General features: G+C 59.7%; 27 protein-coding genes and 1 tRNA gene. 6 read left to right on the top strand and 22 right to left on the bottom strand.

All coding sequences use genetic code 11. The annotated features are described in order from the left end of the window. Positions 1-4 precede the first annotated feature (4 nt). On the bottom strand, positions 5-3703 hold the full coding sequence (metH, locus tag CLH61_RS03220; RefSeq protein ID WP_099613281.1) for a methionine synthase: 3699 nt from the start codon (positions 3701-3703) through the stop codon (positions 5-7). Positions 3704-3929: 226 nt separating this feature from the next. Here metH and nfuA point away from each other — a divergent pair, with 226 nt between their 5' ends. The 3 genes from nfuA (at position 3930) to CLH61_RS03205 (ending at position 6363) form a co-directional block, all read left to right on the top strand. Beyond that, positions 3930-4517, top strand: a complete 588-nt coding sequence (gene nfuA, locus CLH61_RS03215) for a Fe-S biogenesis protein NfuA (RefSeq protein ID WP_099613280.1) — start codon at positions 3930-3932, stop codon at positions 4515-4517. Between the two features lie 240 nt (positions 4518-4757). Next, positions 4758-5957, top strand: a complete 1200-nt coding sequence (locus tag CLH61_RS03210) for a DUF445 domain-containing protein (protein ID WP_211289056.1) — start codon at positions 4758-4760, stop codon at positions 5955-5957. A 40-nt stretch (positions 5958-5997) separates the two neighbouring features. Then, a complete protein-coding gene (locus CLH61_RS03205) occupies positions 5998-6363 on the top strand; it encodes a hypothetical protein (RefSeq protein ID WP_099613278.1) in 366 nt (121 codons plus the stop codon). Here CLH61_RS03205 and CLH61_RS03200 read toward each other — a convergent pair. From CLH61_RS03200 to CLH61_RS03175, 6 genes are all read right to left on the bottom strand, one after another. Beyond that, entirely contained in the window at positions 6346-7392 is a 1047-nt protein-coding gene (locus tag CLH61_RS03200; RefSeq protein ID WP_099613277.1) for a glycosyl transferase family protein, read from the bottom strand. The genes CLH61_RS03205 and CLH61_RS03200 overlap by 18 nt on opposite strands. Before the next feature lie 17 nt (positions 7393-7409). Beyond that, positions 7410-7727: a TusE/DsrC/DsvC family sulfur relay protein gene (locus tag CLH61_RS03195; RefSeq protein WP_099613276.1), complete on the bottom strand. Its 318-nt coding sequence runs from the start codon at positions 7725-7727 to the stop codon at positions 7410-7412. Between the two features lie 6 nt (positions 7728-7733). Then, positions 7734-8006: a sulfurtransferase complex subunit TusB gene (gene tusB, locus CLH61_RS03190; protein WP_099613275.1), complete on the bottom strand. Its 273-nt coding sequence runs from the start codon at positions 8004-8006 to the stop codon at positions 7734-7736. A gap of 23 nt (positions 8007-8029) precedes the next feature. Then, on the bottom strand, positions 8030-8377 hold the full coding sequence (locus CLH61_RS03185) for a DsrE family protein (RefSeq protein WP_099613274.1): 348 nt from the start codon (positions 8375-8377) through the stop codon (positions 8030-8032). A 3-nt stretch (positions 8378-8380) separates the two neighbouring features. Continuing rightward, positions 8381-8797, bottom strand: coding sequence for a sulfurtransferase complex subunit TusD (tusD, locus tag CLH61_RS03180; RefSeq protein WP_099613273.1), 417 nt, complete (start codon positions 8795-8797; stop codon positions 8381-8383). 150 nt (positions 8798-8947) lie between these two features. Beyond that, positions 8948-9664, bottom strand: a complete 717-nt coding sequence (locus CLH61_RS03175) for a Bax inhibitor-1/YccA family protein (RefSeq protein ID WP_099613272.1) — start codon at positions 9662-9664, stop codon at positions 8948-8950. 211 nt (positions 9665-9875) lie between these two features. On the opposite strand from CLH61_RS03175, the gene CLH61_RS03170 reads away from it, so the two are divergent. Continuing rightward, positions 9876-9966: transfer RNA gene (locus CLH61_RS03170), tRNA-Ser, on the top strand. Between the two features lie 151 nt (positions 9967-10117). Continuing rightward, a complete protein-coding gene (locus CLH61_RS03165; protein WP_099613271.1) occupies positions 10118-10375 on the top strand; it encodes a hypothetical protein in 258 nt (85 codons plus the stop codon). Positions 10376-10390: 15 nt separating this feature from the next. Here CLH61_RS03165 and hemH read toward each other — a convergent pair whose 3' ends face one another. The 5 genes from hemH to CLH61_RS03140 form a co-directional block, all read right to left on the bottom strand. Beyond that, positions 10391-11482 (bottom strand): ferrochelatase, encoded by a 1092-nt coding sequence (hemH, locus tag CLH61_RS03160; RefSeq protein WP_099613270.1) that lies wholly within the window; start codon positions 11480-11482, stop codon positions 10391-10393. Positions 11483-11512: 30 nt separating this feature from the next. Continuing rightward, positions 11513-11944: a protein tyrosine phosphatase family protein gene (locus CLH61_RS03155; RefSeq protein ID WP_099613269.1), complete on the bottom strand. Its 432-nt coding sequence runs from the start codon at positions 11942-11944 to the stop codon at positions 11513-11515. Between the two features lie 111 nt (positions 11945-12055). Continuing rightward, positions 12056-12481 (bottom strand): DUF6691 family protein, encoded by a 426-nt coding sequence (locus tag CLH61_RS03150; protein ID WP_099613268.1) that lies wholly within the window; start codon positions 12479-12481, stop codon positions 12056-12058. A gap of 4 nt (positions 12482-12485) precedes the next feature. Continuing rightward, a complete protein-coding gene (locus tag CLH61_RS03145) occupies positions 12486-12923 on the bottom strand; it encodes a YeeE/YedE family protein (protein ID WP_099613267.1) in 438 nt (145 codons plus the stop codon). Beyond that, the gene (locus CLH61_RS03140) at positions 12920-13243 is read right to left on the bottom strand and encodes an ArsR/SmtB family transcription factor (protein ID WP_170003577.1); all 324 of its coding nucleotides are present in this window, start codon (positions 13241-13243) and stop codon (positions 12920-12922) included. Before CLH61_RS03140 ends, CLH61_RS03145 begins: the two co-directional genes overlap by 4 nt. 380 nt (positions 13244-13623) lie before the next feature. Here CLH61_RS03140 and CLH61_RS03135 point away from each other — a divergent pair, with 380 nt between their 5' ends. Continuing rightward, positions 13624-14040 carry a phasin family protein gene (locus CLH61_RS03135; RefSeq protein WP_099613266.1) on the top strand — a complete coding sequence of 139 codons (417 nt, stop codon included), beginning with the start codon at positions 13624-13626 and terminating at the stop codon, positions 14038-14040. Positions 14041-14049: 9 nt separating this feature from the next. On the opposite strand, the gene CLH61_RS03130 is transcribed toward CLH61_RS03135, so the two are convergent. The 10 genes from CLH61_RS03130 to CLH61_RS03085 form a co-directional block, all read right to left on the bottom strand. Next, entirely contained in the window at positions 14050-14679 is a 630-nt protein-coding gene (locus CLH61_RS03130; RefSeq protein ID WP_099613265.1) for a TetR/AcrR family transcriptional regulator, read from the bottom strand. A 21-nt stretch (positions 14680-14700) separates the two neighbouring features. After that, entirely contained in the window at positions 14701-15513 is an 813-nt protein-coding gene (xthA, locus tag CLH61_RS03125; RefSeq protein ID WP_099613264.1) for an exodeoxyribonuclease III, read from the bottom strand. A gap of 81 nt (positions 15514-15594) precedes the next feature. After that, entirely contained in the window at positions 15595-16398 is an 804-nt protein-coding gene (locus CLH61_RS03120; RefSeq protein ID WP_099613263.1) for a hypothetical protein, read from the bottom strand. Further along, positions 16395-16913: a DUF2878 domain-containing protein gene (locus CLH61_RS03115; protein WP_099613262.1), complete on the bottom strand. Its 519-nt coding sequence runs from the start codon at positions 16911-16913 to the stop codon at positions 16395-16397. The genes CLH61_RS03120 and CLH61_RS03115 overlap by 4 nt, the downstream gene beginning before the upstream one ends. Next, positions 16910-18190, bottom strand: coding sequence for an SAM-dependent methyltransferase (locus CLH61_RS03110; protein ID WP_099613261.1), 1281 nt, complete (start codon positions 18188-18190; stop codon positions 16910-16912). Before CLH61_RS03110 ends, CLH61_RS03115 begins: the two co-directional genes overlap by 4 nt. Continuing rightward, positions 18178-19119: a DUF1365 domain-containing protein gene (locus CLH61_RS03105; RefSeq protein ID WP_228152512.1), complete on the bottom strand. Its 942-nt coding sequence runs from the start codon at positions 19117-19119 to the stop codon at positions 18178-18180. The genes CLH61_RS03110 and CLH61_RS03105 overlap by 13 nt, the downstream gene beginning before the upstream one ends. Further along, entirely contained in the window at positions 19116-20381 is a 1266-nt protein-coding gene (locus CLH61_RS03100) for an NAD(P)/FAD-dependent oxidoreductase (protein ID WP_099613260.1), read from the bottom strand. Before CLH61_RS03100 ends, CLH61_RS03105 begins: the two co-directional genes overlap by 4 nt. Next, entirely contained in the window at positions 20371-21177 is an 807-nt protein-coding gene (locus CLH61_RS03095) for an SDR family NAD(P)-dependent oxidoreductase (RefSeq protein ID WP_099613259.1), read from the bottom strand. Before CLH61_RS03095 ends, CLH61_RS03100 begins: the two co-directional genes overlap by 11 nt. Further along, positions 21174-21641 (bottom strand): nuclear transport factor 2 family protein, encoded by a 468-nt coding sequence (locus CLH61_RS03090; protein WP_099613258.1) that lies wholly within the window; start codon positions 21639-21641, stop codon positions 21174-21176. The genes CLH61_RS03095 and CLH61_RS03090 overlap by 4 nt, the downstream gene beginning before the upstream one ends. Next, positions 21641-22594, bottom strand: coding sequence for an acyl-CoA desaturase (locus CLH61_RS03085; protein ID WP_099613257.1), 954 nt, complete (start codon positions 22592-22594; stop codon positions 21641-21643). The genes CLH61_RS03090 and CLH61_RS03085 overlap by 1 nt, the downstream gene beginning before the upstream one ends. Positions 22595-22667 lie beyond the last annotated feature (73 nt).

Genomic DNA, 22667 nt, shown 5'->3' with positions numbered 1-22667 from the left:
GGTGTTACTCCGCCGGATCGTAGGCGAGGCTGGGTGCCAGCCAGCGCTCTGCTTCCGCCCGGGAGAGTCCTTTACGTTCAGCATAGTCCTCAACCTGATCACGTCCAATCTGTCCGACCGCAAAGTACTTTGACTCGGGGTGAGCAAAATACCAGCCGGACACCGCGGCCGTGGGGAACATCGCGAAGTGCTCGGTCAGCTCGATGCCGGCATTTTCGGTCGGCTTGAGCAAGTTGAACAGAGTTGCCTTTTCGGTGTGATCCGGGCACGCGGGGTAGCCGGGCGCCGGGCGGATGCCACGGTAACGCTCGCGAATCAGGTCATCGTTAGCCATGGCTTCATCACTGGCGTAGCCCCAGAATTCCTTGCGCACCCGCTCATGCATGCGCTCGGCAAACGCCTCGGCCAACCGGTCTGCCAGCGCCTTCACCATAATGGCGTTGTAGTCATCGTTGCGTTCTTTGAACTCCAGGGAGAACTCTTCTGCGCCGATACCGGTGGTGACGGCAAAACCGCCGATGTAATCAGGCTTGCCGGAGTCTTCCGCCGCAACAAAGTCTGACAAGGCCATCATTGCCTTGCCCGGCGCCTTCTCATCTTGCTGGCGCAGGTGATGCAGCACGGTCAGTTCGGTGCTGCGGGAGTCATCGGTGTAAACCACGATGTCGTCGCCACGGCGGTTGGCCGGCCAGAAGCCGATAACCGCCCGTGCAGTGATCCGCTTTTCGTCGATCATCCGACGCAGGATTCTCTGGGCATCGTCGAACAGGGTGCGGGCAGCCTCGCCCCGCTTGGGGTCGTCGAAAATGGCGGGGTACTTGCCGGACATGTCCCAGGCAATGAAGAACGGTGTCCAGTCAATGTAGTCCACCAGTTCGTTCAGGTCATACTGGTCAAACACCCGGATGCCGGTAAAGGCCGGCCTGGGTGGCTCGTAGCCCTCAAAGCTGATTTCCGGAGCCCGGGCACGGGCTTCTTTCAGATCGACGAGCTTGGTGCGCACACCGCGGTTCTTGCGACGCTCGCGGACCTCCTCGTATTCGGTGCGGGCGGCCGCTACCAGATCGGCTTTGCCGGTTTTGCTGAGCAGTTGCGAGGCGACACTGACGCAACGGGAGGCATCGGATACGTACAGGGCGATATCGTTCTTGTACTGCGGCTCGATCTTCACCGCAGTGTGGGCCTTGGAGGTGGTTGCCCCGCCAATCATCAGTGGCAGGTGGAAATCCAGGCGCTGCATCTCGCGGGCGACGTGAACCATCTCATCGAGCGACGGGGTAATCAGCCCGCTCAGCCCGATGATGTCCACGTTTTCTTTCTTTGCCGTCTCGAGGATCTTCTCGCAGGGCACCATCACGCCCAGGTCAATCACCTCGTAGTTGTTGCACTGCAAAACCACTCCGACGATGTTCTTGCCAATGTCGTGGACATCACCTTTCACGGTGGCCATCAGGATCTTGCCCTTGGCCTGCTGCTCGCCGGTTTTCTCCGCTTCGATAAACGGAATCAGGTGAGCCACGGCCTGCTTCATTACCCGGGCGCTCTTCACCACCTGGGGCAGGAACATCTTGCCGTCACCAAACAGGTCGCCGACCACATTCATGCCGTCCATCAGCGGTCCTTCGATCACTTCGATGGGATGGCTGGCGTTCAGACGACAGGCTTCGGTATCTTCAATAATGAAGCTGGTGATGCCTTTGACCAGGGCGTGTTCGAGGCGCTTTTCCACTGGCCACTGGCGCCAGGCCAGATCTTCCTCCTGGGTTTTGAGGCCCTGGCCCTTGTAGCGCTCGGCAATCTCCAGCAGGCGGTCGGTGCCATCCTCGCGGCGATTGAGAACGACATCTTCTACCAGCTCCTTGAGCTCCGGGTCGATCTCGTCATAGATCACCAACTGGCCCGGGTTGACGATCCCCATGTTCATCCCGGCCTTGATGGCGTGGTACAGGAAGACCGAGTGAATGGCCTCCCGTACCACGTCGTTGCCGCGGAAGGAGAATGACACGTTGCTGACACCGCCAGAAATAGAGGCGTAGGGCAGGTTCTTCCTGATCCAGCGGGTGGCTTCAATAAAGTCGACCGCGTAGTTGTTGTGTTCTTCGATTCCGGTGGCGATGGCGAAGATGTTCGGGTCGAAAATAATGTCGGCCGGATTGAAGCCGATGCCGGTCAGAACCTCGTAGGACCGTTTGCAGATCTGGGTCTTGCGTTCAAAGGTGTCTGCCTGGCCATCTTCGTCAAACGCCATGACAACCACGGCGGCGCCGTAGCGCATGCAATCCCGGGCGCGCTTGACGAACTCCTCTTCGCCTTCCTTGAGGCTGATGGAGTTCACCACTGCCTTGCCCTGGATGCAACGCAGGCCCGCCTCGATCACGTCCCACTTGGATGAGTCAATCATGATCGGTACCCGGGAAATATCCGGTTCCGAGGCAACCAGTTTGAGGAAGGTGACCATCACCTCCTTCGAATCCAGCATGCCCTCGTCCATGTTGATGTCGATAATCTGGGCACCGTTCTCAACCTGGTCCCGAGCGACGCTCAGCGCTTCTTCGTACTGCTCCTCCTTGATCAGGCGCAGGAAGCGCTTCGAGCCGGTGACGTTGGTGCGTTCGCCCACGTTGATGAACAGGGTGTTCTCGTCACCGGTAAACGGCTCCAGGCCGGAAAGGCGCAGGGCTTTGGGGCGCTCGGGGATTTGCCGCGGCGGGTACTTGGCGACTACTTTGGCAATCGCTTCAATGTGGTCCGGACGGGAGCCGCAGCAGCCGCCAATGATGTTGAGGAAGCCGTCACGGGCAAAACCCTCGATAATGTCGGCCATTTCTTCCGGTGTCTGGTCGTATTCGCCAAATTCGTTGGGCAGGCCGGCGTTGGGGTGGGCGCTGACGTAGGTTTCCGCCTTGTTGGAGAGTTCCTCCACATAGGGTCGCAACGCATCGGCACCCAGGGCGCAGTTCAACCCCACGGAAATCGGTTTGGCGTGGGCGATGGAGTTCCAGAAGGCTTCTGTGGTCTGGCCGGACAGCGTGCGCCCCGAAGCGTCGGTAATGGTGCCGGAAATCATGATCGGCAGGGTGGTGCCGCTGTCTTCGAAATACTGCTGCGTAGCGTAGATGGCGGCCTTGGCATTGAGGGTGTCGAAGATGGTTTCGATCAGGATCAGGTCTGCTCCACCTTCCACCAATCCGGCCACGGCCTCATAGTAGTTATCTACCAGGGTCTGGAAATCGACATTTCGATAGCCGGGGTTGTTCACATCCGGGGAGATCGAGGCCGTACGGGACGTCGGGCCGACGGCGCCGGCCACGAAGCGCGGTTTGGCCGGATTGCGGGCGGTGAACTCGTCCGCGATCTGGCGGGCAATCCGGGCGCCGGCAATGTTCAGCTCCTTCGCCAGTTCTTCCAGGCCGTAGTCCGCCTGGGACAGACGGGTGGAATTGAAGGTGTTGGTTTCGATAATATCGGCACCGGCCTCCAGATACTCCGCGTGGATGTTGCGGAGGAGGGCGGGCTGTGTCAGGTTCAGCAGGTCATTATTTCCCTGCACGTCACGATCGTAATCTCCGAACCGCTCGCCACGAAAGGCGGCTTCATCCAGCTTCTCGTTCTGGATCATGGTGCCCATACCGCCATCGAGGATGACGATGCGTTCTTCAAGGGCAGCTTTCAGTTGTACGAGACGGGTGGTGCGGTCGTTCATAGGAGATCTATCCGGAAGTCGTATAATGTCGCAATGGCGCGGGATGATAGCAAAAATGCACAATGCCGTCCCCAGGCCTGATGATTTCGGTCAATTATTCACGGGCCGGTGCAGCTTGTATTGCTCCACCCGGTCAGTTTACTAAAGACTGACTATTTTACTCGGTCTTTAATGTTCAGGCGAACTCGCTTAAAATAGCGGGAAACTCTCCATACAGGTTGATGATATGGCATTGGTAACTGTGACAGATCCCGCCCGGGATTACCTTGCGCAACTTATCGAAAAGCAGGACGTTGAGGGCATGGGCGTGCGCATCTTTGTGACCCAGCCGGGCACCAAGCATGCCGAAACCTGTCTCGCCTATTGTCCGCCCAACGAAATTGTGCCGACGGACGAGCAGATCGACCTGGGCAAGTTTACCCTCTACCTGGACCACGCTTCGGTGCCGTTCCTCGAAGAAGCCTATGTGGACTATTCCAAGGACCAGATGGGGGGGCAGCTGACCATCAAGGCGCCCAATGCCAAGGTGCCCAAGATTGATGACGATGCCCCGCTGATTGATCGGATCAACTATGTCCTGGCGTCAGAAATCAATCCGGGCCTCGCGTCCCACGGCGGCGATGTGTCCCTCGTCGAGGTAGTGGAAGAGTCGGTTGCGGTACTGCGCTTTGGCGGCGGCTGTCAGGGCTGCAGTGCGGTCAGCCTTACCCTGAAACAGGGCGTTGAGAGTACGCTGAAGGAGAGGGTGCCCGAAATTACCGCGGTGCGGGACGTAACTGACCATTCGGTCAAGGAAAACGCCTACTACCAGTAAGTTGACGATCACACGCTGTTCCCGTGACCGTTGCCCTGGTGCATCGGTTGCGGGAATCGGGGTACCTGCGGATATCCTCTTCTCTCCTGCCACTCCGTCCTTGATTGCCTGGCTGCACGGCCAATGCCGTGATTTTTCAGTTACTTCATCATTGTTCCCATAACCAGAAAACGTTTCTTGGCCCGGGGCCGGGACTCAATGTTCATGGCGCCGGAGCGCCTTTGCTTGCTGGGGTAACTCTTGATTGACGTTGCGTTGTGGTCTGTACCACTCATGGCGGCCGTGGTTGGCTGGATTACCAACTGGCTGGCCATCCAGATGTCTTTTTATCCGGTTAACTTTATCGGCGTCGGGCCTGTGGGTTGGCAGGGGGTAATTCCCCGCAAGGCTGAAAAGATGGCCCACATCTGCATTGATCGCACGCTGCAGCATTTTGGTAACCTTAATGACGTCTACCAGAAACTTGAGTCGCAGCGTATCGTCGAGCAGGTGGTCGGCCAGGTAAACCCGCGGCTTGACGAATATATCGACGAGGTGATGTACGAAATCCAGCCGGTGCTGTGGGACAACATGCCGTTGTTCCTGCGCAACCGGATCTACCAGTGGGCGCGGGAGCAGCTGCCTTCCCGAATCGAGTCCCTGATGGAGGATTTCGGCGACGACCTTGATGAACTGATCGACCTCAAGGCCTTGTTGAGTCGGGAGCTTGCCCGCAATCCGGACCTGATGAACCGGATTTTCCGCGAAGCCGGCGCCGTTGAGTTGCGCGCGGTGATCAATCGCGGAGCTGTCATTGGCGGCCTGCTGGGGGCGGTTATCGCGCCCCTGTGGATCCGTTACCCGGAGCCCTGGCTGCTGCCACTCGGTGGTTTCGTGGTCGGATTCCTCACTAACTGGCTGGCTATCAATCTCATTTTCCGGCCTTTGCGCCCGGTTCGTATTGCCTTCTGGAAGCTCCAGGGGCTGTTTCTGCAGCGTCAGCCGGAGATCAGTGAGGTGTGGGCGCGCCTTGTCGCCGAGGAGCTGATTACGGTCGAGAAGGTGGCGGACGCCATGGTTAACGGCCAGCATGGCGACCGTACCCGCGCCATCATCCAGAAGCACCTCCGTCCGCTGCTCGATAACTCGGTGGTGATGAAGCTGACTGCCCAGGTCGCCATCGGCATGACCGGGTACACCGACCTCAAGAAGGCAATGAACCGCAAGGCGGTGGGTGCGTCCCGCGATGTCTTTGGTGACCCGGCGTTCAACCGGGAGCGGGCGCCAGTGGTGGCGGGGGTGCTCGCCGGACAGATGAAGGCGCTGGCGCCGGAGGAGTTCCAGGATGTGTTGCGGCCGGCGTTTCGCGAAGAAGAACTGCAACTGATGATCGTGGGCGGTCTGCTGGGGGGGCTGGCGGGGGCGCTCCAGTTCCTGTTCTTCACCTACTGGCCGCTCTGAAAGCGGGCTGGCCGTATCGGGCATTCTGGGAGAAACAACAATGGCATTCTGGCAACTGATGATTATTCAGGTCGTGTTGACCGCACTGACGGTGTTACTGGTGCTGGCGGGATTCTATCGCTGGGTCTTGCGGCCCTATCTCGACCGCAAGGTGGCCGAGTTGATTGCCGAGGCGCGAACCATCGAGCCGAAAGTAACCAGTGGCGTCAAGCGCGGTGTTACGGAAAGTCTCCGGTCCTTGCCGGAAGCCACGGTAGGTGAATCGACACGCCAGTTTCTGCGGTTCGGCTCGGAGCTGTTTGAAAACGGCCTGAGCAGTTTCCTGGGAACCGCCGCTGACTTGCAGCGCCGCTCCCCGGGAGGTTCCGCAGAGGGCCGGGAGAGTCGCTCAGACTCCGCCCGCTGAATCAAACCGGGTTCTGTCCCGCTCACTCCAGAGCTGTCCGGCCAGGGCGAGTGCATCGTCCCGGGATCCGGCTATACTAGCCTCGTACAATGCTAATGCCGCTGTGGATACCGCGGCTGCTTCACCGTAGGTGTCTGATTCGGTACCTTGCCAGACTTTCCTCATGTGCGCCGTGCTAAGGCTTTCCGGTTTGACGTGGCGGCGTTCAAACAGTGCTGGCCATACCATTTCGGAGCGCTCACCGGTTACCGCACTGGCCCGGAAAACTTTCATTTCGTTGTCCGGGTTGCGCTCAATTTCTCCGCCTTCGCCGCGGATGACCGCAATTCTGCGATACCCCAGCAACTGCCCGGTCTGCTGATGAAGATCCGCGTAAGGAGGGTGGAAGATGCCTTGCAGCACTACTGGGGCGTGCAGCGGATTGATCAGGCGGGACAGCGAATGAACCGGGGAACGCAAGCCCAGCACCGGCCGCAGGTCGATCAGGTCAGCCAGTCGTGGTGCGAAGCCTTGGAGTGGCAGGTAGCTGAAGCCCTGGTGGTCAAGTTGGTGTCGTACCTGGTCCCAGTCAGAGGCCGGCGAGAGGCCGAATGCCCGCAGGGTATCGCTCAGGTACAGGCGTTCGGGGGTATGGCCCTCGGCACCGTGAATGAAGATCTTGAGACCGTATCCGGCCAGCAGGACAATCGAAAACAGGAACCAGGGGCAGTGACGCCGTTTGCCAGCGTAGGATGACCAGTCGATATCGACCACCAGGTCATCCGGAGCCCGGGAATCCTGGCGGACGGCTTCCACAAAACCCGCCAGTTCCTCGGCGGTTTCCTCTTTTACCCGCAGCAGCATGAGGAAGGCTCCAAGCTGGACATCCTCAACCTCACCCCGGAGTATTCTGCTCATCGCATCGCGGGCCTCCGCCCGGGATAGCGAGCGGGATCCTTTCTTGCCTTTGCCAAGAATTCTTACGTAGGGCGCAAAGGGGTGCTCGCCGGGTTTTGCTTCAGGCAGGGTATTTGTATCGGCGTCTTCCATCGGGGCTCCGTTCAGGGTTACAGGCAATTGGTCGGGCGGGGCAGGCCGGCAATCCGGCAGGCGGTCTTGGCCGGTGTTCCGGGGAACAGTTGCATCAGGTAAATGCTGTTGCCCTTGTCTTCACCAAGCGCCTCTTTCACGGCCTTGACGAACAGCCGGTTAGAGGGTGGTGATACCTCATGCTTTGTGTAAAAAGATCTAAGTACCTCTATAATTTCCCAATGCTTTTCGTTGAGATTCAGGTTGGATTCCTGGGCAATCTGGGCCGCGATTTCGGGCGTCCAGTCGGCGGCGCTCTCAAGAAAGCCTTCGCTGTTTCGGGGCGGCTGAGTCACGGCGACCTACCAGCTGATAATGTGTGAGTGGGTGGTCGTCAGCCTGACCATGCCGGCATAGTCGACCACGCGGGTGTCGCCCTCTGCGGGACGGATACCGCGCGCGGCCAGGTCGGCTGCCAGGGTATGGGTGGTCGCCGGCAGTTCACCGGCAGCTGCGAGGGTCGCAAGGACGCCGTTCTCGATGAGCAACAGCGTATCGCCCTCGGCGATCGCCTCCAGGCACGCGCGGAAGCGGGGGTGATCAGGAAACTTGTTGAGAATGTGCAGTGTGCTCATAGCTTGTTGGCTTCCGCTTGGAGTTACAGGCTGACAACGTGCTGGAACTGCCGGTACAGCTCGGCCGCGGCGTCGACGACGGTTACCCCTGCCAGCATCCCATCGGGGTCGAGCCGGTAGCGGCCGAGGGATGCAGCGTCCGCCATAAGCGCTTCGACGCCAAACACCGGGGCGGCAGACAGGTTTCGCTCAACGGTTTTCTGTTGCAGAGTGGCGCCGTCCTGTCCGGCTCTCAGCCAGTTTACCCCGGCTCCCCGAAACAACAGGGAGACCGGTTGGTCGAACGCGGCCAGGGCAAATGCCATATCAAGGGTCTCACGGCCGGACCAGTTGCCGTATGGGGCCTGGTCAATAACGATCAATACCGACATGTTTCAGGCTCCGCCATGGAAATACATCACCCGGGACGACCGGGTGAGGCCTTCCACCCATTCCCCGAGCCCGGCCAGTGCAAAGGGCGTAGCGAGATTGCAGGCAGAAAGCTGGTAACGCTGCTGCTCGGACTCGTCGACAATACCGCGCCTCAGGGCTGAGGCGATACAGGCAATCCCGGGAATGCCCCCGGTTTCGAGGAATTCACTCCAGGCCCGGGTCCAGTTCGGTTCGTCGCTGGGCGGGCAGTTCAGTGTCGACGCCAGGTAGACACCGTCGCCATACAGGAACACGCGTTCAATACCATGGCCGGCTGCCACCGCAGCCCGGGCAAATTCGAGGGCCGTTTGAGGCGCCTGGCTCGCGTAGGGGGCACCGGTAATGACGAGTGTATAACTCAGTGTTTGCTCGCTGGGCATGATATTTCCCGGATTGCAGTCGGGTCAGAGGTGGCGACAGGGCTCATTACTGCTGTCTGCTGTGACAGATTGTACCTTGAATGGAACGTCTGGCCCATAAACAGAAAACCCCGGCATCAACCGGGGTTCTCCTTGCAGCCCAGTGTGCGATCAGTCGTCGCTGAAGGCGCCGAGCAGGTGCAGCAGTGCTGTGAACAGGTTGTAAATGTTCAGGTAAAGCGCCGTAGTAGCCATGATGTAATTGGTCTCACCACCGTTCACGATACGGCTGGTATCGAACAGGATGAAGCCGGACATCAGCAGTACGATCGCGGCACTCAGTGCCAGGCTGAACGCGCTGATTGCAACGCCGAACATGCCGGCAACCATGGCGCCAATGGCGGCAACAATAACTACCATCAGGCCGGCGAACAGCATACCGCCGAGGAAGCTGAAGTCCTTCTTGGTGGTCAGGACGTAGCCTGACAGCGCCAGGAACACAACAGCAGTGCCACCCAGGGCCTGCATGACCACCTGGCCGCCGTTGGCCAGTTGCAGGTAGTGGTTAAGCAGTGGCCCAAGGGAGAGGCCAAGCAGCCCGGTGAACGCAAAGACCACGCCGATCCCGGCTGAACTGTTCGCGGTGCGCGGCAGAACCAGCCACACCAGGGCCAGGGCACCCAGACTGCAAATCAGGCTTGCGCCGCGGCCAAGGCCTACGGCCATGGAAACACCAGCCATTACCGCACTGAACAACAGTGTCATGGCCAGCAGGGTATAGGTGTTGCGCAGGACTTTGGTCGCCTCCGCGCTGATTCCGGCGCCAGCGGCTCCGCGAGCGGCATAACTGCCCTGACTCTGCTGGACGCTAAAACGTCTGTCTTCCATCGTTATCTCCGTTTATCACAACGCTGTATTGGATACTGGTACCAATGATAGTGCCGAAAGTACAACTTTCAATCATTTACGACAAAAAACCCCCGTATGGATTCCATTAAAACCAGTTAATGTTTGTCTGAGCGCTCAAGGCGTTGACAGGGCAGGGGATTCCGGTATCATGCACACCGCTGTCGCAATGACGGCAAGAAAGATGAGAAGCGGTGGGCTGGCAGAGTGGCTGAATGCAGCGGTCTTGAAAACCGCCGACGGTTAATAGCCGTCCCGGGGTTCGAATCCCTGGCCCACCGCCACTTTCTCATCCTCCGGTACTCCCCTCAGTCATATCTAATCCCGCTAACCGAGCCATGACCGTCCGGTCGTCACGGAAACCGCCTATTTCGTTTGCCGCCGCTGGCTGTCTAGACTCTTGGGGTGATAACGCCAAACCCCGGGGATGATCGGATGACGCAGATTGACACCACCACCAGAACCGACCGCAAGTTTGCGGTGTCTGCCAATCGTGGCAAGGCTCGCCATCGTCTGCGCTATGTAGAAACCGGAGGCGCGGCGGTGGATACGGGAGAGTGTGCCTTTTGTGACAGTACCCCTGACCTGACCGGGGCTGTATGCGCAGCCAGCGGCGGGGATGAGGTGGTAACCGGCCGGACCAATGAAGACAGGGTTGCGGACGATCAGCCGGAGCGGAGTGTTTCCGGCTGAGTCGCGTTACAGCTGTTACACGCCGCTGCCCAGCGCCCGTGCCCGCTCTGCCGTCAGCGCCAGTGTTTCGGGTTGATTGTCCGGCATCTGCCAACCCTGCAAGTTGTCTTCGACCAGGCTGACCAGGGCCTGGATATGCCCCGGTTCGCTGTTCAGCGCCGTAATGTAGCTGAACGCTTTACCCCCGGCGGCCATGAAATACTCCCGATTCTCCTCGTTGATCTCCTCGATTGTCTCCAGACAGTCGGAGGAGAACCCGGGGCAGAACACATCGACAGACTCTACACCTTCATCCGGCATGGCTTTCAGGGTGGCGTCGGTGTAGGGCTGCAACCATTCTTCCCGGCCAAAGCGTGACTGGAATGTGGTTATCCAGGCGCCATCGGCCAGTCCGAGCCGTTCCGCCAGCAATCTTGACGTCTTGTGGCACTCGCAGTGGTAGGGGTCGCCCCGTTTCAGGTACTTCAGCGGCACTCCGTGGTAGGAAAACACCAGTTTCTGATTGCGACCGTGCGCCTGCCAGTGGGCTTCGATATGGCTTGCCATGGCCTCGATGTAGGGCGGGTAGTCGTGATAATGGCTGACAAAGCGGAAATCCGGCAACCACCGTCTTTGGGTAAAGTCGGCTGCAATGGCATCGAATGTGGAGGCCGAAGTTGATGCCGAGTACTGGGGGTAAAGCGGGAGCACCAGTAACTTCCGTACTCCCTGCTTTTGCAGGTCATCCAGTGCACTGGCAATGCCGGGGTTGCCGTAGCGCATGGCGTAGGCGACGACGATATCCTTGCCATGCCGGGCCTGGAGTTCCTTGCGGATGGCTTCGCACTGGTTCACCGTGTGAATCAGCAGCGGAGAGCCGTCTTCCTGCCATACCTTGCGGTAGGCTTCGGCGGAGCGCCGGGGCCGGATGCGCAGGATGATCCCGTTCAGGATCAGCCACCAGATGGGCCGGGGCACCTCGACGACCCGTGGATCGGCGAGAAACTCCCCGAGATAGCGGCGAAGTGCTGAAGGGGTTGGCGCGTCGGGGGTGCCGAGATTGGTAATCAGAATGCCGATCTTGCCCGGCTGATCGTGGCGAAAGTTCACTGCGCCCTTGAATTGCATGGTGTGACGGATCCTTCTGGTCGGTAATACTTACTGCGGTTTGCCGGCCTGCTGCACCATGCGGGGCACAAGCCCGCTGATATCATAACCGGCGTGGCGGGCCTTGCTGATCAGTTCGTCCGCCGGCTTGCGACGGGCGCTGCTCAGTGCCCACAGCACGCAACAGCGGGTTCCGGAGCGGCAGAAAGCCAGTACGGGCTTTTTCGCGTCACGGATCATCGGATCAAAAGCGTCGACGTCGCTGTCGAGGATATTGCCGGAGGCCACCGGTAGGTAAACCCAGTCCAGGCCATGCTCCCGGGCGGCGCGCTCGATGTCTTCCATCGCAGGCTGGCCGGGCTCCTCATGGTCCGGGCGGTTGGCGACGAGGGTCTTGAAGCCGAGTTCGGCTATCCGGCTCACGTCAGCCACCGTGATCTGAGGGGCCACAGTAATCTCGTCGTCAATTTTTCGCAATTCCATAATTCGTCCTGTTTCTGTGCGGATAGCTTTGCCGCTCATGATGACACAGCACCGTGTGTCTGTCAGAGCGGCAAATACCGAAATGGCTACCTCAAGTGTCCGGCGGAACGGTCAGGCGCGGGCGCGGGCCTTTTCCAGCAGTTCGAACACCGCCATGCCGGCAATCATCGAGATCACGAATACCGCGGCCTTGGCTTCGCCGGCGCCGAGGGCGACCAGTCCCGGTCCCGGGCAGAAGCCGGCGAGGCCCCAGCCGGCACCGAACAGCAGGCTGCCAATCACCAGACGCTTGTCTACCCGGTCACCGGCAGGAAGCTTCATATGATAGCCGAGGAACGACAGGGTGCGCCGGCGGGCAAAGGCAAACGCAAACAAGCCGACGACGATGGCGCCGCCCATCACGAATGCCAGTGACGGGTCCCAGAGACCGGCGATGTCGAGGAAGCCGAGTACTTTCTCCGGGTTGGACATGCCGGAAACCAGCAGGCCGATACCGAAGATGAGGCCGGATGCAAAAGACGCGAGGGTGTACTTCATCAGATCAGACTCCTGCAACGTGGCGAATCAGGTAGACGGTGATAAAACCGGTGGCCATGAAGGCAAGTGTGGCAACCAGCGAGCGCGGGGAGAGCCGTGACAGGCCGCAGACGCCATGGCCGCTGGTGCAGCCGGAGCCATACCGGGTACCCACACCCACCAGCAGGCCGGCCAGGATAATCATCGGCAGGCTGGCATTGATCTCGATTGCGGGCAGATCGGCTGCCAGCAGCCAGATGGCTGGCGCACCGATAATCCCGGCCAGGAAGGCCACCCGCCAGAGGATGTCGGTTTTGCGCGGGGTCAGCAAACCCCCGAGAATACCGCTGATGCCGGCGATCCGACCATTCAGCAGGATGAATGCCGCAGCAGAAATACCGATGATCATGCCCCCGAAAAGGGCTGACCAGGGAGTGAAGTTATCCCAGGCAATATCAATCATTCATGTTCTCCGTAGTTGGTACAGAATATGTCATAAAGTTGTTGCAGCATGGCGGTCACCCGCGGGTCGGCCAGCTGGTAAAACACCCGCTTGCCTTCCTTCCTGGGTTCGATCAGACCTTCCCGGCGCAGGATCCCCAGCTGTTGTGACAGTGAAGGCTGGCGAATGCCGGTCAGTGCCTCCAGGTCGCTCACACAGCGCTCGCCTTCGGTGAGCTGACACAGCAGCAGCAGCCGGTCCTGATTCGCCAGCGACCGCAGAAACTGGCTGGCGCGTTCGGCCGTATCCTGCATCCGCTGCAAGTCGAATGTGGTATCCACTGGCGCCTCCTTAACAATTTACGGGGAGATAATATATTTAAAAGTATATTAATGGGCAACGGGTAGGCGTGGTGGAGTGTACTTATGGCCCGATGGGGAATAAAAAAGCCCGGCGCTGATGGCCGGGCAGAGGCGTGCGAGTAGTATCCATGAAAGACTTCCAGACAAACCGGCATCAGCAGGGACACCGGTATAGGGAAGTATTGTCTATAATTTGAACACTTCAAGTTTGCAGCTATTTCCTTTGAGCACATTTTTTCATATCGGATTCGATCTTATACTGCGGCCATGCGGGGCGCGGGTTCCAGCCGCGCTGAAATCTGCCAGGCTTTGTAATACAATCGCTGACTTGATGTTGTCCCCGTTGCAGAGGTTTAGGCATGTCTGACGAGAACGAAAAAAAGCCGGAAAACGATCCGCAACTGGCGGGCAAGATCAAGGATTCTGCGCGACAGATCTGGCTGGCCGGTTTGGGCGCTTACACCAAGGCCGAGGAAGATGCCGGCAAATTCTTCGAACGACTGGTCAACGAAGGCGAGCAGCTGGAGAGCAAGACCCGGGGCGTGGTGGAAAAGCAGCTGAAGTCGGTGGAACACCGTGTTGAAGATGTTCGGGAAAAAGCGACCGGAACCTGGGACCGGCTTGAACACATGTTTGACCAGCGGGTTTCCGGCGCCTTGCGTCGGCTGGGAATCCATCGGCGTGAGGAGATCGATGCCCTGGAGCGGCGGATCGAGGCCCTGGAGGCGGAGCTGCACCGGCTTCGTAGCGACGCCGGCGACGATTCTGAAGAGTAGGGTTACAGCTCAGCGGTACTGATGACTCATCAGCCGCACCTCATCCTGAACCGCCGGGTGCAGGTAGGGCATGACCAGGTGCATCATCTGGTAAACGCCCCGGCCGGGGTCGACCGAGTCCCGGTCATTCAGGTGCGACAGACTGTCAAAACTGGTCCAGTAACAACTGGTCAGGGTCAGTTGTTCGCACAGTGCCCCTAACCCGGGATCGTCAATTCCCATCAATTGCTGTTGTCGCAGGCTTTCACAGATGGTGCGGAAGGCGCCGGTTTTTTTACCGAGCAGGCGGCGGAAACGGCTCTGTAGCTGGTCGTAGCGGGACAGTACATTGACCAGGTCCTGGTACAGAAATCGGTAGCGGGCAACCGTTTCGAAGAGCAGGTGAAGAAAAAACGCCTGCTGGTCGAGGCTGATCTCGACATCTCCGGGTACCGCCAGCAGATCGTTCATCTCGGCTTCGTAGCGGCTGAACAGCTCCTCTACGATGTCGCCCTTGCTCTTGAAGTGGTAGTACAGGTTGCCCGGGCTGATCTCCAGTTCGTCGGAGATCAGCAGGGTGGTGACATTGGGTTCGCCAATGCTGTTGAACAGGGCCAGGCTGGTATCAAGGATACGGTCGCGGGTTTTGACCTTCTTCATGATGGGCCGGTTCCTGGCAGGTCAGAGCGAGAAACTGGCCCAGACCGGACAGTGGTCCGACGGCCGTTCCATGGCACGAATGTCGTAGCAGACCCCGGCACTGGTGGCCTTGTCCAGCAGGTTGTCGCTGGCCATGATAAGGTCAATTCGCAGGCCCCGCTTGGGCTCCCGTTCAAACCCCTTGCTCCGGTAATCAAACCAGCTGAAGGTACTGCTCTCTTGCGGGTGCAGGTGCCGGAAGGTGTCGGTGAAGCCGCGTTTTTCTACGTCACCCAGCCATTCCCGTTCCTCTGGCAGGAAACTGCACTTGCCGGTGCGCAACCAGCGCTTGGCATTGTCGGCGCCGATTCCGATATCCAGGTCGGTCGGGGAGATGTTCATATCGCCCATCAGCACCATCTTGCGGCCATCTGCGCTCAGCTCATCCAGGTATTTCATCAGATCGGCATAGAACTGGCGCTTCGCCGGGAATTTCACCGGATGATCGCGACTTTCGCCCTGGGGGAAATAGCCATTGATCACTGTCAGTTGCTCACCGTTCACGGTGAAGTCGCCACGGATCAGACGGCGCTGGGAGTCCTCGCCGTCCCACGGGAAGCCCTTCTGAACGTAGTCAGGCTGCTGGCGGGAAAGCAGGGCAACGCCATAGTGGGTTTTCTGGCCGTGGAAGTGGACGTGGTAACCCAGGGCCTCGATGGCTTCGGCGGGAAACTCTTCATCGGTTACCTTGGTTTCCTGCAGGCCAATGAAGTCGGGATCGAGAGCGCTGATGACCGCTTCAAGCTGGTGCATACGGGTACGTATGCTGTTGACGTTAAAGGAAACAAACATCATCGGTGCGGTTACTCCGGCCGTGGTGAATCAGGAATTGCCGGAGTTTATCACAGAAATCCGTGGTAGCCCGTTGACCCGGCCTTACGGTACCAACGGGCAATCCGGCAGGCCGTTATGGGTGTAGCGGATGTGGGCGGTGTAGTTGGTGTCTGCATTCTTGCGAACGTTGGTGAGGCCGACGTAGTCGGTCAGAAACCCGCTGCCGTCGTAACCCAGCAGGATCGGGGAGACCAGCAAGCGGGTCACCAGGCCGGTCGGCTCAATACTGACCACATGCTCCGCCCGGGGAATATCCGGCTGGGCCGGTTTGAGCGCAAAGCCGTAATGTTCACCCCGGGTGGGCCCCAGAAAGCGGAACCGGACCGGCTGGTCGCGGGTGATGGCTGCCCAGTTCTGGCGGACCAGGTGGTCAAAGCCGGCATCAATCACCACCGAGTCTTCAAGAGCCACGCGAAATTGCTGCGTTGCGCCCCGGGCTGGCTGCCAGTCAATGGTAACTTCATCGGGGGTGCTTCCAGCCGTCGAATTTTCTCCTCCGCTACCGGGGCGGACCAGGAGCTTTTCGGCGAAATCCGGCTGGTGGAACGTTACTGCCGGGGTGAGCAGTCCCGGTGTGTAGTCCAGCTCTTTGCTGGCAAATGGCTCATCGCTGTCAGGGCGGACATACGTCACCTGGTGAAAGCGCGGTTGCCACTGTCCGGTCAGGCATTCGCCGGTAACTTCATGCAGTTCCCGGTACAGCTCACGGCCGTCCTCGCGGGCCTCCCCGGTGAAGCGGAACACATCACCGGGGGTGGCGTGAGCCGGGCCGGTCAGTGCCAGCGTCGCCGAAATCAACAGCGTTGCCAAGACAGCGCCTGAAGCGTTGTATGGGGGCACGATCATGATGCAAGCTCCGGATAGAAGCGCTGCCGGATAAACAGCAATAGTGGAAATACCGTCAGCCAGCCCACGGCCAGGGCAATGAGGGCGAGAGACAGATCGGGGAAGTGGACGGCCCCCAGTTGACTGGCAGACCAGTAGGCGAAGGGCCCTGCGATGGGTGCCAGCAGTAAGGGCAGCAACCAGTGCCGCTGCATCCAGGACAGCGAATGGGCCAGGGTAGTCATGAACATTGCCCAGATTCCGACCAGCCATACCGGGGTCCACAGGCTGCCGACAGCATCGGTCATTATGCCAGTGCGGAACCAGATGCCGTCGACCAGGGAGCCCAGCACCGTACCAGCGACAATGAAGCGGAACTCGCTGGCCGGAGCCTGGCTGACCAGCATGAGGTGTACCAGAACCAGGACCAGTGCAACCGCAGCCGCCGCCACGCCGGGGAACAGCACGCAAAGCAGCCACGCCCCCTGAAACAGCAGGAAGTTGATCAGGTTCCGAATGCCGCCAGACTGGATCATACGCTGATGATGTTCGCTCGTTTGTTGCCGGGTTTTGCCAGCAGGACCTGCGATACCCCGATGGCCCGCTCGCTGAATCCCGCCTCGCAGTAGGCAAAGTAGAACTGCCACAGCCGCCGGAAGCTTTCGTCGTACCCCAGCGCCTCGATCCGGTCGTGGTTGGCCATGAAGCGATCACCCCAGTCATGCAGGGTGCGTGCGTAATGGAAGCCAAAATCCTCGGCGTGGGTCAGTACCAGATTGGAATGGCTGCGAACCGATTCGAGGATCGCGCCGAACGATGGGATGAAGCTCCCGGGGAAAATGTAACGCTGGATAAAATCGACGTTCTTCAGCGCACGCCGGTAACGCTGTTCCGGCATATTGATGGCCTGAATCAGCGCCAGCCCGTCAGGCTTGAGCAGCTGATTGATCTGGCTGAGATAGCTGTCCAGGAACTGTGGCCCAACCGCCTCGATCATCTCGATGGACACCAGTTTGTCAAACTGCCCGGAGAGATCCCGGTAGTCATCAAACAGCAGGGTGATACGGTCTTCAAGTCCCGCCTCCCGGACCCGCTGGCGGGCCAGTTCGAGCTGTTCTTTCGAGATGGTGGTGGTGGTTACGTGGCAGCCGTAGTTGTGAGCTGCATGGATGGCAAAACCGCCCCAGCCGGTGCCGATTTCAATCACCCGGTCGCCAGGTTTCAGGTCAAGCTTGCGACAGATGGTGTCGAGCTTGTGAACAGCGGCTTCTTCCAGGGAGCTGCTTTCAGTCGGATAGACCGCGGACGAGTACATCATGGTCGGGTCAAGGAAAGTGGCAAACAGCTCGTTACCAAGATCGTAATGGGCATGGATGTTTTTCCTCGAGCCTTCGGGCGTATTCCTGTTCAGCCAGTGCAGCCCCTTGAGGGCGGGCTTGGTCAGCCAGGCGAAGCGGTCCTCGAAGGCGTTCATCCGGTCAATATTGCGGGTGAAGAAGCGCAGCAGCGCGACCAGGTCCGGGCTACTCCAGTCACCGGCAACGAAGGCCTCGGCGGCGCCGATACTGCCGCCGGTCAGCAGGTCACGCCAGGTGCTGCCGGAATGAATGACCAGCTCCGCCGGCGCATGGGTTACGTCGCCGTCGCCAAAGGTCTGGTCCGGGTAGCCGGCCTCGCGGACCCGCAGAATGCCGTCGGCCAGACGGGCCAGTTGCTGGCAAACCAGCTGACGGGCGATACGGTTGGCGAGGGATCCGGACGCAGCGGTTTGCTGGTCCAGGGGGTGATCGGCTGAAGTGTTCAGGTTCTCCATGAGGTTACCTTTTGTTCTGGTTGACCGGTCGACCGGTGCTCAACATCGTTAAGGGTCACATCCCGGCCTTCGTCGCCGGCACCCAGGCGGAAGGCCGGATCATCCACGGCAAGCTTGTCCGGGTGGGTGTGAAAAACGGCACCCTTGAGCCTGAGACGCAGAGCGTGCCAGTAGATCCCCAGCACCACCTTGAACGCCTCCAAGGGAAACTCCCGCAGGCTTTTATGCAGTGCTTTACGATCAAGAGGGGTTCTCCGGACTACCAGGGTGGCATCAAAAACCTTGTTTTTTTCATCGCTGACATTCATGTGAATGCGTAGGTCCGGCCCGCGGAAACTGAACAGCCACTGGTACTGCTGATCCATCGGGTTGAACGGCGAAACATGGAAGCGTTTGGCGAACGCAAAGCGACGGGTTTGCCAGCCGTCGTCGCCGGCTACCGGTGACGGTTGTTCGACGCTGTCACAGTCCAGGCAGTACACATGCCGTTCGTGCCAGGGGGTATTGGTGATCTGGGCGACAATCACCCGTGGCACGGCACCGGCAAGGGGATCCTGTCCCTTGCGGTAACAGAAATAGAAGCTTACCGGGTTGAAGACATAGCCGAGATAACGCGGATGGGTTATCAGCTCCACGGCGCCATCGGGCTGCCATCCGGTGGCCTGCTCCACACGCCGGCAGATGGCGGCCTTGAGGTCGCCCCCGTCGGGTTGGTAATAATCCCGGCGGTACAGTGACATCCAGTTGAACCGTTCGAGGGAAAACCAGCGGGAAAGCCGGGTTGCCTCGGACCATTCGTCCAGGTTGAGGGCGAGCATGCCGGTCCGGTAGGTGAACTGGTGGTTAACCGGGCTCAGCCGGCGATGCCGCACGGTCCCGGTCAGCCATTGGGAGGCGAGCGCTCCTGCCGGTGTCACCGGTGCCGTCACAATTCAACTCCGAATGCCCGGGCAACCCGCAGGCCGCTGCGCACGCCGTCTTCATGGAATCCGTTGAACCAGTACGCACCGCAATAGTGACTCCGGTTGCGGTTGCCGATTTCGTCATAGCGGGCCTGGGCCGCCACCGCGTCGAGGGTGAACACCGGGTGGGCGTAGTCATAGCGCTCGATGATCCGCTCCTCGTCAATGTCCTGGCTGCGATTGAGGGTTACGCAGAAGGTTTCCGGGGCATCGTGGAAGTTCTGCAAAATGTTCATGTTGTAGGTGACCGACACCGGTTCGGTGCTGTGGCGGGGGATAAAATAGTTCCACGCAGCCCAGGCTCGGCGGTTTGAGGGCAGCAGCGAGCTGTCGGTGTGCAGCACCACGTCGTTGCGCTGGTAGCCGATGGCTCCAAGGATTTCCAGCTCTTGCGGCGACGGATCGGCAAGCATGGCCAGGGCCTGGTCACTGTGACAGGCGAACACTACCTGGTCGAATTCCCGCTGCTCGCCCTTCACAGTGACCAGCACCCGGTCCTGTTCCCGCTTCACCGTCTGCACCGGGCTGTTGAGGTGGGTGTGGGCGCCGAGGCGATCCATCATCCGCTCAACGTAACGGGCGGAGCCGCCTGAAATCACCCGCCAGGTAGGCCGGTCGTCCACGGACAGCATGCCGTGGTTGTTGAAAAACTGGAGGAAAAAACGGACCGGGAATTGTTCAAGCACGATCTCGGGCGCAGACCAGATCGCGGCTCCCATGGGCACGATGTAATAGTTGCGGAAGAAGCGGGAATAACGGTTGCGGTTGAGGTAGTCGCCCAGGGTTTCGCTGTCGTTGATGTCACCATTGGCCAGCTGTTCGCGGGTTTCGCGGTTAAACCGCAGGATCTCCCTTATCATCCGCAGAAAGGGCAGGTTGACCAGGTTGCGACGCTGGGCAAACAGCGTGTTGAGGCTGGTGCCGTTGTATTGCAGGCCGGAACTGCTGCAATCGACACTGAAACTCATGTCGCTTGCTTCATAGGGAACGTCGAGCCGCTCCATCAGCTTGATGAAGTTGGGGTAGGTCCAGTCGTTGAAAACGATGAACCCGGTGTTCACCGGCCACTGCCGTCCGCCGGCCTCCACCATGCGGGTGTTGGTATGTCCGCCGGCATAGTTGCCGGCTTCAAACAATTCGACGTCGTGTTTGCCTGCCAGTAGCCAGGCAGCGGTCAGGCCGGACACGCCGGCGCCGATAATCGCAATACGTTGGCGATCATTGCTCATCAAGGGTTTCCTGTCGGGTGTTGCTCTTGCGGGCCATGCTGGCGGCCAACCGGTCCTGCAGCCCCTGAGGAAGGGCGGCAAGCAGTTTCAGCGTCCAGGTGAACCGCTTCGGAAAGTGAATCTCGTTGTGGCCCCGGGCCAGGCCACGGACAATACGCCTGGCGGCATCCGAGGAGGACACCAGGAATGGCATAGGGAAGTCGTTGCGGTCGGTGAGAGGTGTCTTCACGAAACCCGGTGATACCACCACAACGTCAATGCCTTCCGCCGCCAGGTCCGCCCGCAGGGCGTGGGCAAAATAGGTCAGTGCGGCCTTGGAGGCGCCATAGCCTTCGGCACGACCAAAGGGGAACCACCAGGCCGAGGAACTGACAATGACCAGGGCCGCCGGAAGGCCCTGATTGCGGGCTTTTCGCAGGGCCGGCAGCACCGTTTCGACGCAGCGTGCGGTGCCGATCACGTTGGTGGTGATGTTGGCTTCAATGACCGAGCTGCGAAACTCTGCTACCTCCAGGTATTCGCAGGTGCCGGCGTTGAGGATGGCCAGCTGCACCGGACCATGGTTATCGAGCAGTTCGCCGATGCTGGCCAGATCCTGCGGGTTCGTGGTGTCTGCCGCTGCGCTGATAATGTGTTGGGGGGAGCACGCCACCAGCTCCTCCAGGGCCTGCTGCCGGCGCCCTGTAACGATCACGCGGTGGCCCGCGGCTGCAAGCTCCCGGGCCAGGTCATGGCCGATGCCTGAAGTTGCGCCGGTCAGCCATGTGGTGACGGGTTGGTCGAGCAGTCCTTTCATCCGGCATGCTTCCTGAGCCAGCGCACCGCCCGGCCCAACAGCGGCAGGTTTTCATATAGCAGCTGGCCGATGTCAAAATAGTCCCTGTGGTAGTACACCTTACCGTTCCGGAAGCAGAGGTGGCTGGCACCATCGACGTGGATCTGCGCGCCCCCGCGGATCCGCTTGTGACGAAGCATCATCCGCCAGGTCAGGCAGGCAGAGTTGTCGGTGACAACACTGTCAGCGAACTCGAACCGGCATTCAATAACATTGTTGTAGCTCGCCCGCAGGTAATGGTCGAGTGCCTCAAGACCCCGCACGGTGCGGAACGGATCGGTGAAGATGACGTCGTTACTGTAGACCTCGCTCAGATTGCCGATGTTCCCGGATGCCATCTGGTTGAACAGGTCGCGAAACCGGGACAGCGCGTCGGGAGCGGCGGCCTGCTTGCCGCCAGCCTCGATCGCAGTAGCCGTAATCATCAGTGCCTCCTCCGCAGCTCGTCCCGAGCCTGCGTTTCTTCACGTATGTGGGCGGGAATCGGATTAAGATCCCAGATGATGCCCAGCCTGGATAGCAGCCACAGGCCGTAGAAGGTCAGGTCAATTTCGTACCAGCGAAAGCCCTGGCGAACCGACAGTGGCCAGCGGTGGTGGTTGTTGTGCCAGCCTTCGCCAAGGGTGATCAGCGCGAGCCAGAAATTGTTGCGGCTGTCATCGGGTGTGTCGAACCGTCGCTTGCCCCAGACATGGGACAGGGAGTTGATGGAGACGGTGGCGTGAAACAGTGCGACCGTCGAGATGATGAATCCCCACACCAGCAATTGCAGGCCGTTGGTGCCCAGTCCCGGGGCCCAGGCGGCGAGTGCTTCGCCGGTGAGGTAGATGGCAACGGCGGCAGCTGCCGGCACCAGGGAGTCAAACCGGTTGATAAACCGGAGTTCCGGATATTTCAGCCAGTCTCTGACCCGGCGTTCATCCATGGCAAAGCCCGCATCACAGGTAAACCAGCCCACGTGAGACCACCAGAAACCGCCCTGGTGAGGGGAGTGCAGGTCCTCCGGAGTGTCGGAATGCTGGTGATGATGGCGATGGTGGGCAGCCCACCACAGGGGCCCGCGCTGGGCCGCACTGGCACCCAGAATGGCAAAGACAAACTGTGCCGGGCGGCTGGTTTTGAACGACTTGTGGGCGAAGTAGCGGTGGTAGAAACCGGTGATGGCGAACATCCGCACCAGAAAAAACGCGACGGCAAACCCGACCGCAAAGGGACTGTACCCTGTCAGCAGCACCAGGAAGCACGCCAGATGCAGCCCGATAAACGGCAGTACCCGGATGGCGTTGAAGGCCCGGGAGCGGGTGTCGATGTGATCTGAACTGACGTCCGAATCGAACCATCTGAGAATATTGATTAACAAGTGTTGCACGCGGGTCATACCCTGATTGCCCTGTTTTGAAGTTAAGACTGTTCGCCGGGTTGTCGGTCATACCGGCAGGTCATGGCAGATT

It is taken from the genome of Marinobacter profundi, assembly GCF_002744715.1.
Taxonomy (GTDB): domain Bacteria; phylum Pseudomonadota; class Gammaproteobacteria; order Pseudomonadales; family Oleiphilaceae; genus Marinobacter; species Marinobacter profundi.
The sequence above is the reverse complement of the archived record's forward strand: the minus strand, read 5'-3'. Positions and strand labels throughout refer to the sequence as shown.

What these genes read in the sequence shown, in the direction of transcription:
- CLH61_RS03095 (WP_099613259.1), bottom strand. Translation starts at nt 21,177, where the DNA reads ATGAAAGGACTGCTCGACCAACCCGTCACCACATGGCTGACCGGCGCA.
- CLH61_RS03090 (WP_099613258.1), bottom strand. Translation starts at nt 21,641, where the DNA reads ATGATTACGGCTACTGCGATCGAGGCTGGCGGCAAGCAGGCCGCCGCT.
- hemH (WP_099613270.1), bottom strand. Translation starts at nt 11,482, where the DNA reads ATGCAATTCAAGGGCGCAGTGAACTTTCGCCACGATCAGCCGGGCAAG.
- CLH61_RS03205 (WP_099613278.1), top strand. Translation starts at nt 5,998, where the DNA reads ATGGCATTCTGGCAACTGATGATTATTCAGGTCGTGTTGACCGCACTG.
- CLH61_RS03145 (WP_099613267.1), bottom strand. Translation starts at nt 12,923, where the DNA reads ATGATTGATATTGCCTGGGATAACTTCACTCCCTGGTCAGCCCTTTTC.
- CLH61_RS03185 (WP_099613274.1), bottom strand. Translation starts at nt 8,377, where the DNA reads ATGTCGGTATTGATCGTTATTGACCAGGCCCCATACGGCAACTGGTCC.
- CLH61_RS03150 (WP_099613268.1), bottom strand. Translation starts at nt 12,481, where the DNA reads ATGAAGTACACCCTCGCGTCTTTTGCATCCGGCCTCATCTTCGGTATC.
- tusB (WP_099613275.1), bottom strand. Translation starts at nt 8,006, where the DNA reads ATGAGCACACTGCACATTCTCAACAAGTTTCCTGATCACCCCCGCTTC.
- CLH61_RS03085 (WP_099613257.1), bottom strand. Translation starts at nt 22,594, where the DNA reads ATGACCCGCGTGCAACACTTGTTAATCAATATTCTCAGATGGTTCGAT.
- CLH61_RS03115 (WP_099613262.1), bottom strand. Translation starts at nt 16,913, where the DNA reads ATGATCCAGTCTGGCGGCATTCGGAACCTGATCAACTTCCTGCTGTTT.
- CLH61_RS03110 (WP_099613261.1), bottom strand. Translation starts at nt 18,190, where the DNA reads ATGGAGAACCTGAACACTTCAGCCGATCACCCCCTGGACCAGCAAACC.
- CLH61_RS03130 (WP_099613265.1), bottom strand. Translation starts at nt 14,679, where the DNA reads ATGAAGAAGGTCAAAACCCGCGACCGTATCCTTGATACCAGCCTGGCC.
- CLH61_RS03135 (WP_099613266.1), top strand. Translation starts at nt 13,624, where the DNA reads ATGTCTGACGAGAACGAAAAAAAGCCGGAAAACGATCCGCAACTGGCG.
- CLH61_RS03100 (WP_099613260.1), bottom strand. Translation starts at nt 20,381, where the DNA reads ATGAGCAATGATCGCCAACGTATTGCGATTATCGGCGCCGGCGTGTCC.
- CLH61_RS03155 (WP_099613269.1), bottom strand. Translation starts at nt 11,944, where the DNA reads ATGGAATTGCGAAAAATTGACGACGAGATTACTGTGGCCCCTCAGATC.
- CLH61_RS03165 (WP_099613271.1), top strand. Translation starts at nt 10,118, where the DNA reads ATGACGCAGATTGACACCACCACCAGAACCGACCGCAAGTTTGCGGTG.
- CLH61_RS03200 (WP_099613277.1), bottom strand. Translation starts at nt 7,392, where the DNA reads ATGGAAGACGCCGATACAAATACCCTGCCTGAAGCAAAACCCGGCGAG.
- nfuA (WP_099613280.1), top strand. Translation starts at nt 3,930, where the DNA reads ATGGCATTGGTAACTGTGACAGATCCCGCCCGGGATTACCTTGCGCAA.
- xthA (WP_099613264.1), bottom strand. Translation starts at nt 15,513, where the DNA reads ATGATGTTTGTTTCCTTTAACGTCAACAGCATACGTACCCGTATGCAC.
- metH (WP_099613281.1), bottom strand. Translation starts at nt 3,703, where the DNA reads ATGAACGACCGCACCACCCGTCTCGTACAACTGAAAGCTGCCCTTGAA.
- tusD (WP_099613273.1), bottom strand. Translation starts at nt 8,797, where the DNA reads ATGCCCAGCGAGCAAACACTGAGTTATACACTCGTCATTACCGGTGCC.
- CLH61_RS03120 (WP_099613263.1), bottom strand. Translation starts at nt 16,398, where the DNA reads ATGATCGTGCCCCCATACAACGCTTCAGGCGCTGTCTTGGCAACGCTG.
- CLH61_RS03175 (WP_099613272.1), bottom strand. Translation starts at nt 9,664, where the DNA reads ATGGAAGACAGACGTTTTAGCGTCCAGCAGAGTCAGGGCAGTTATGCC.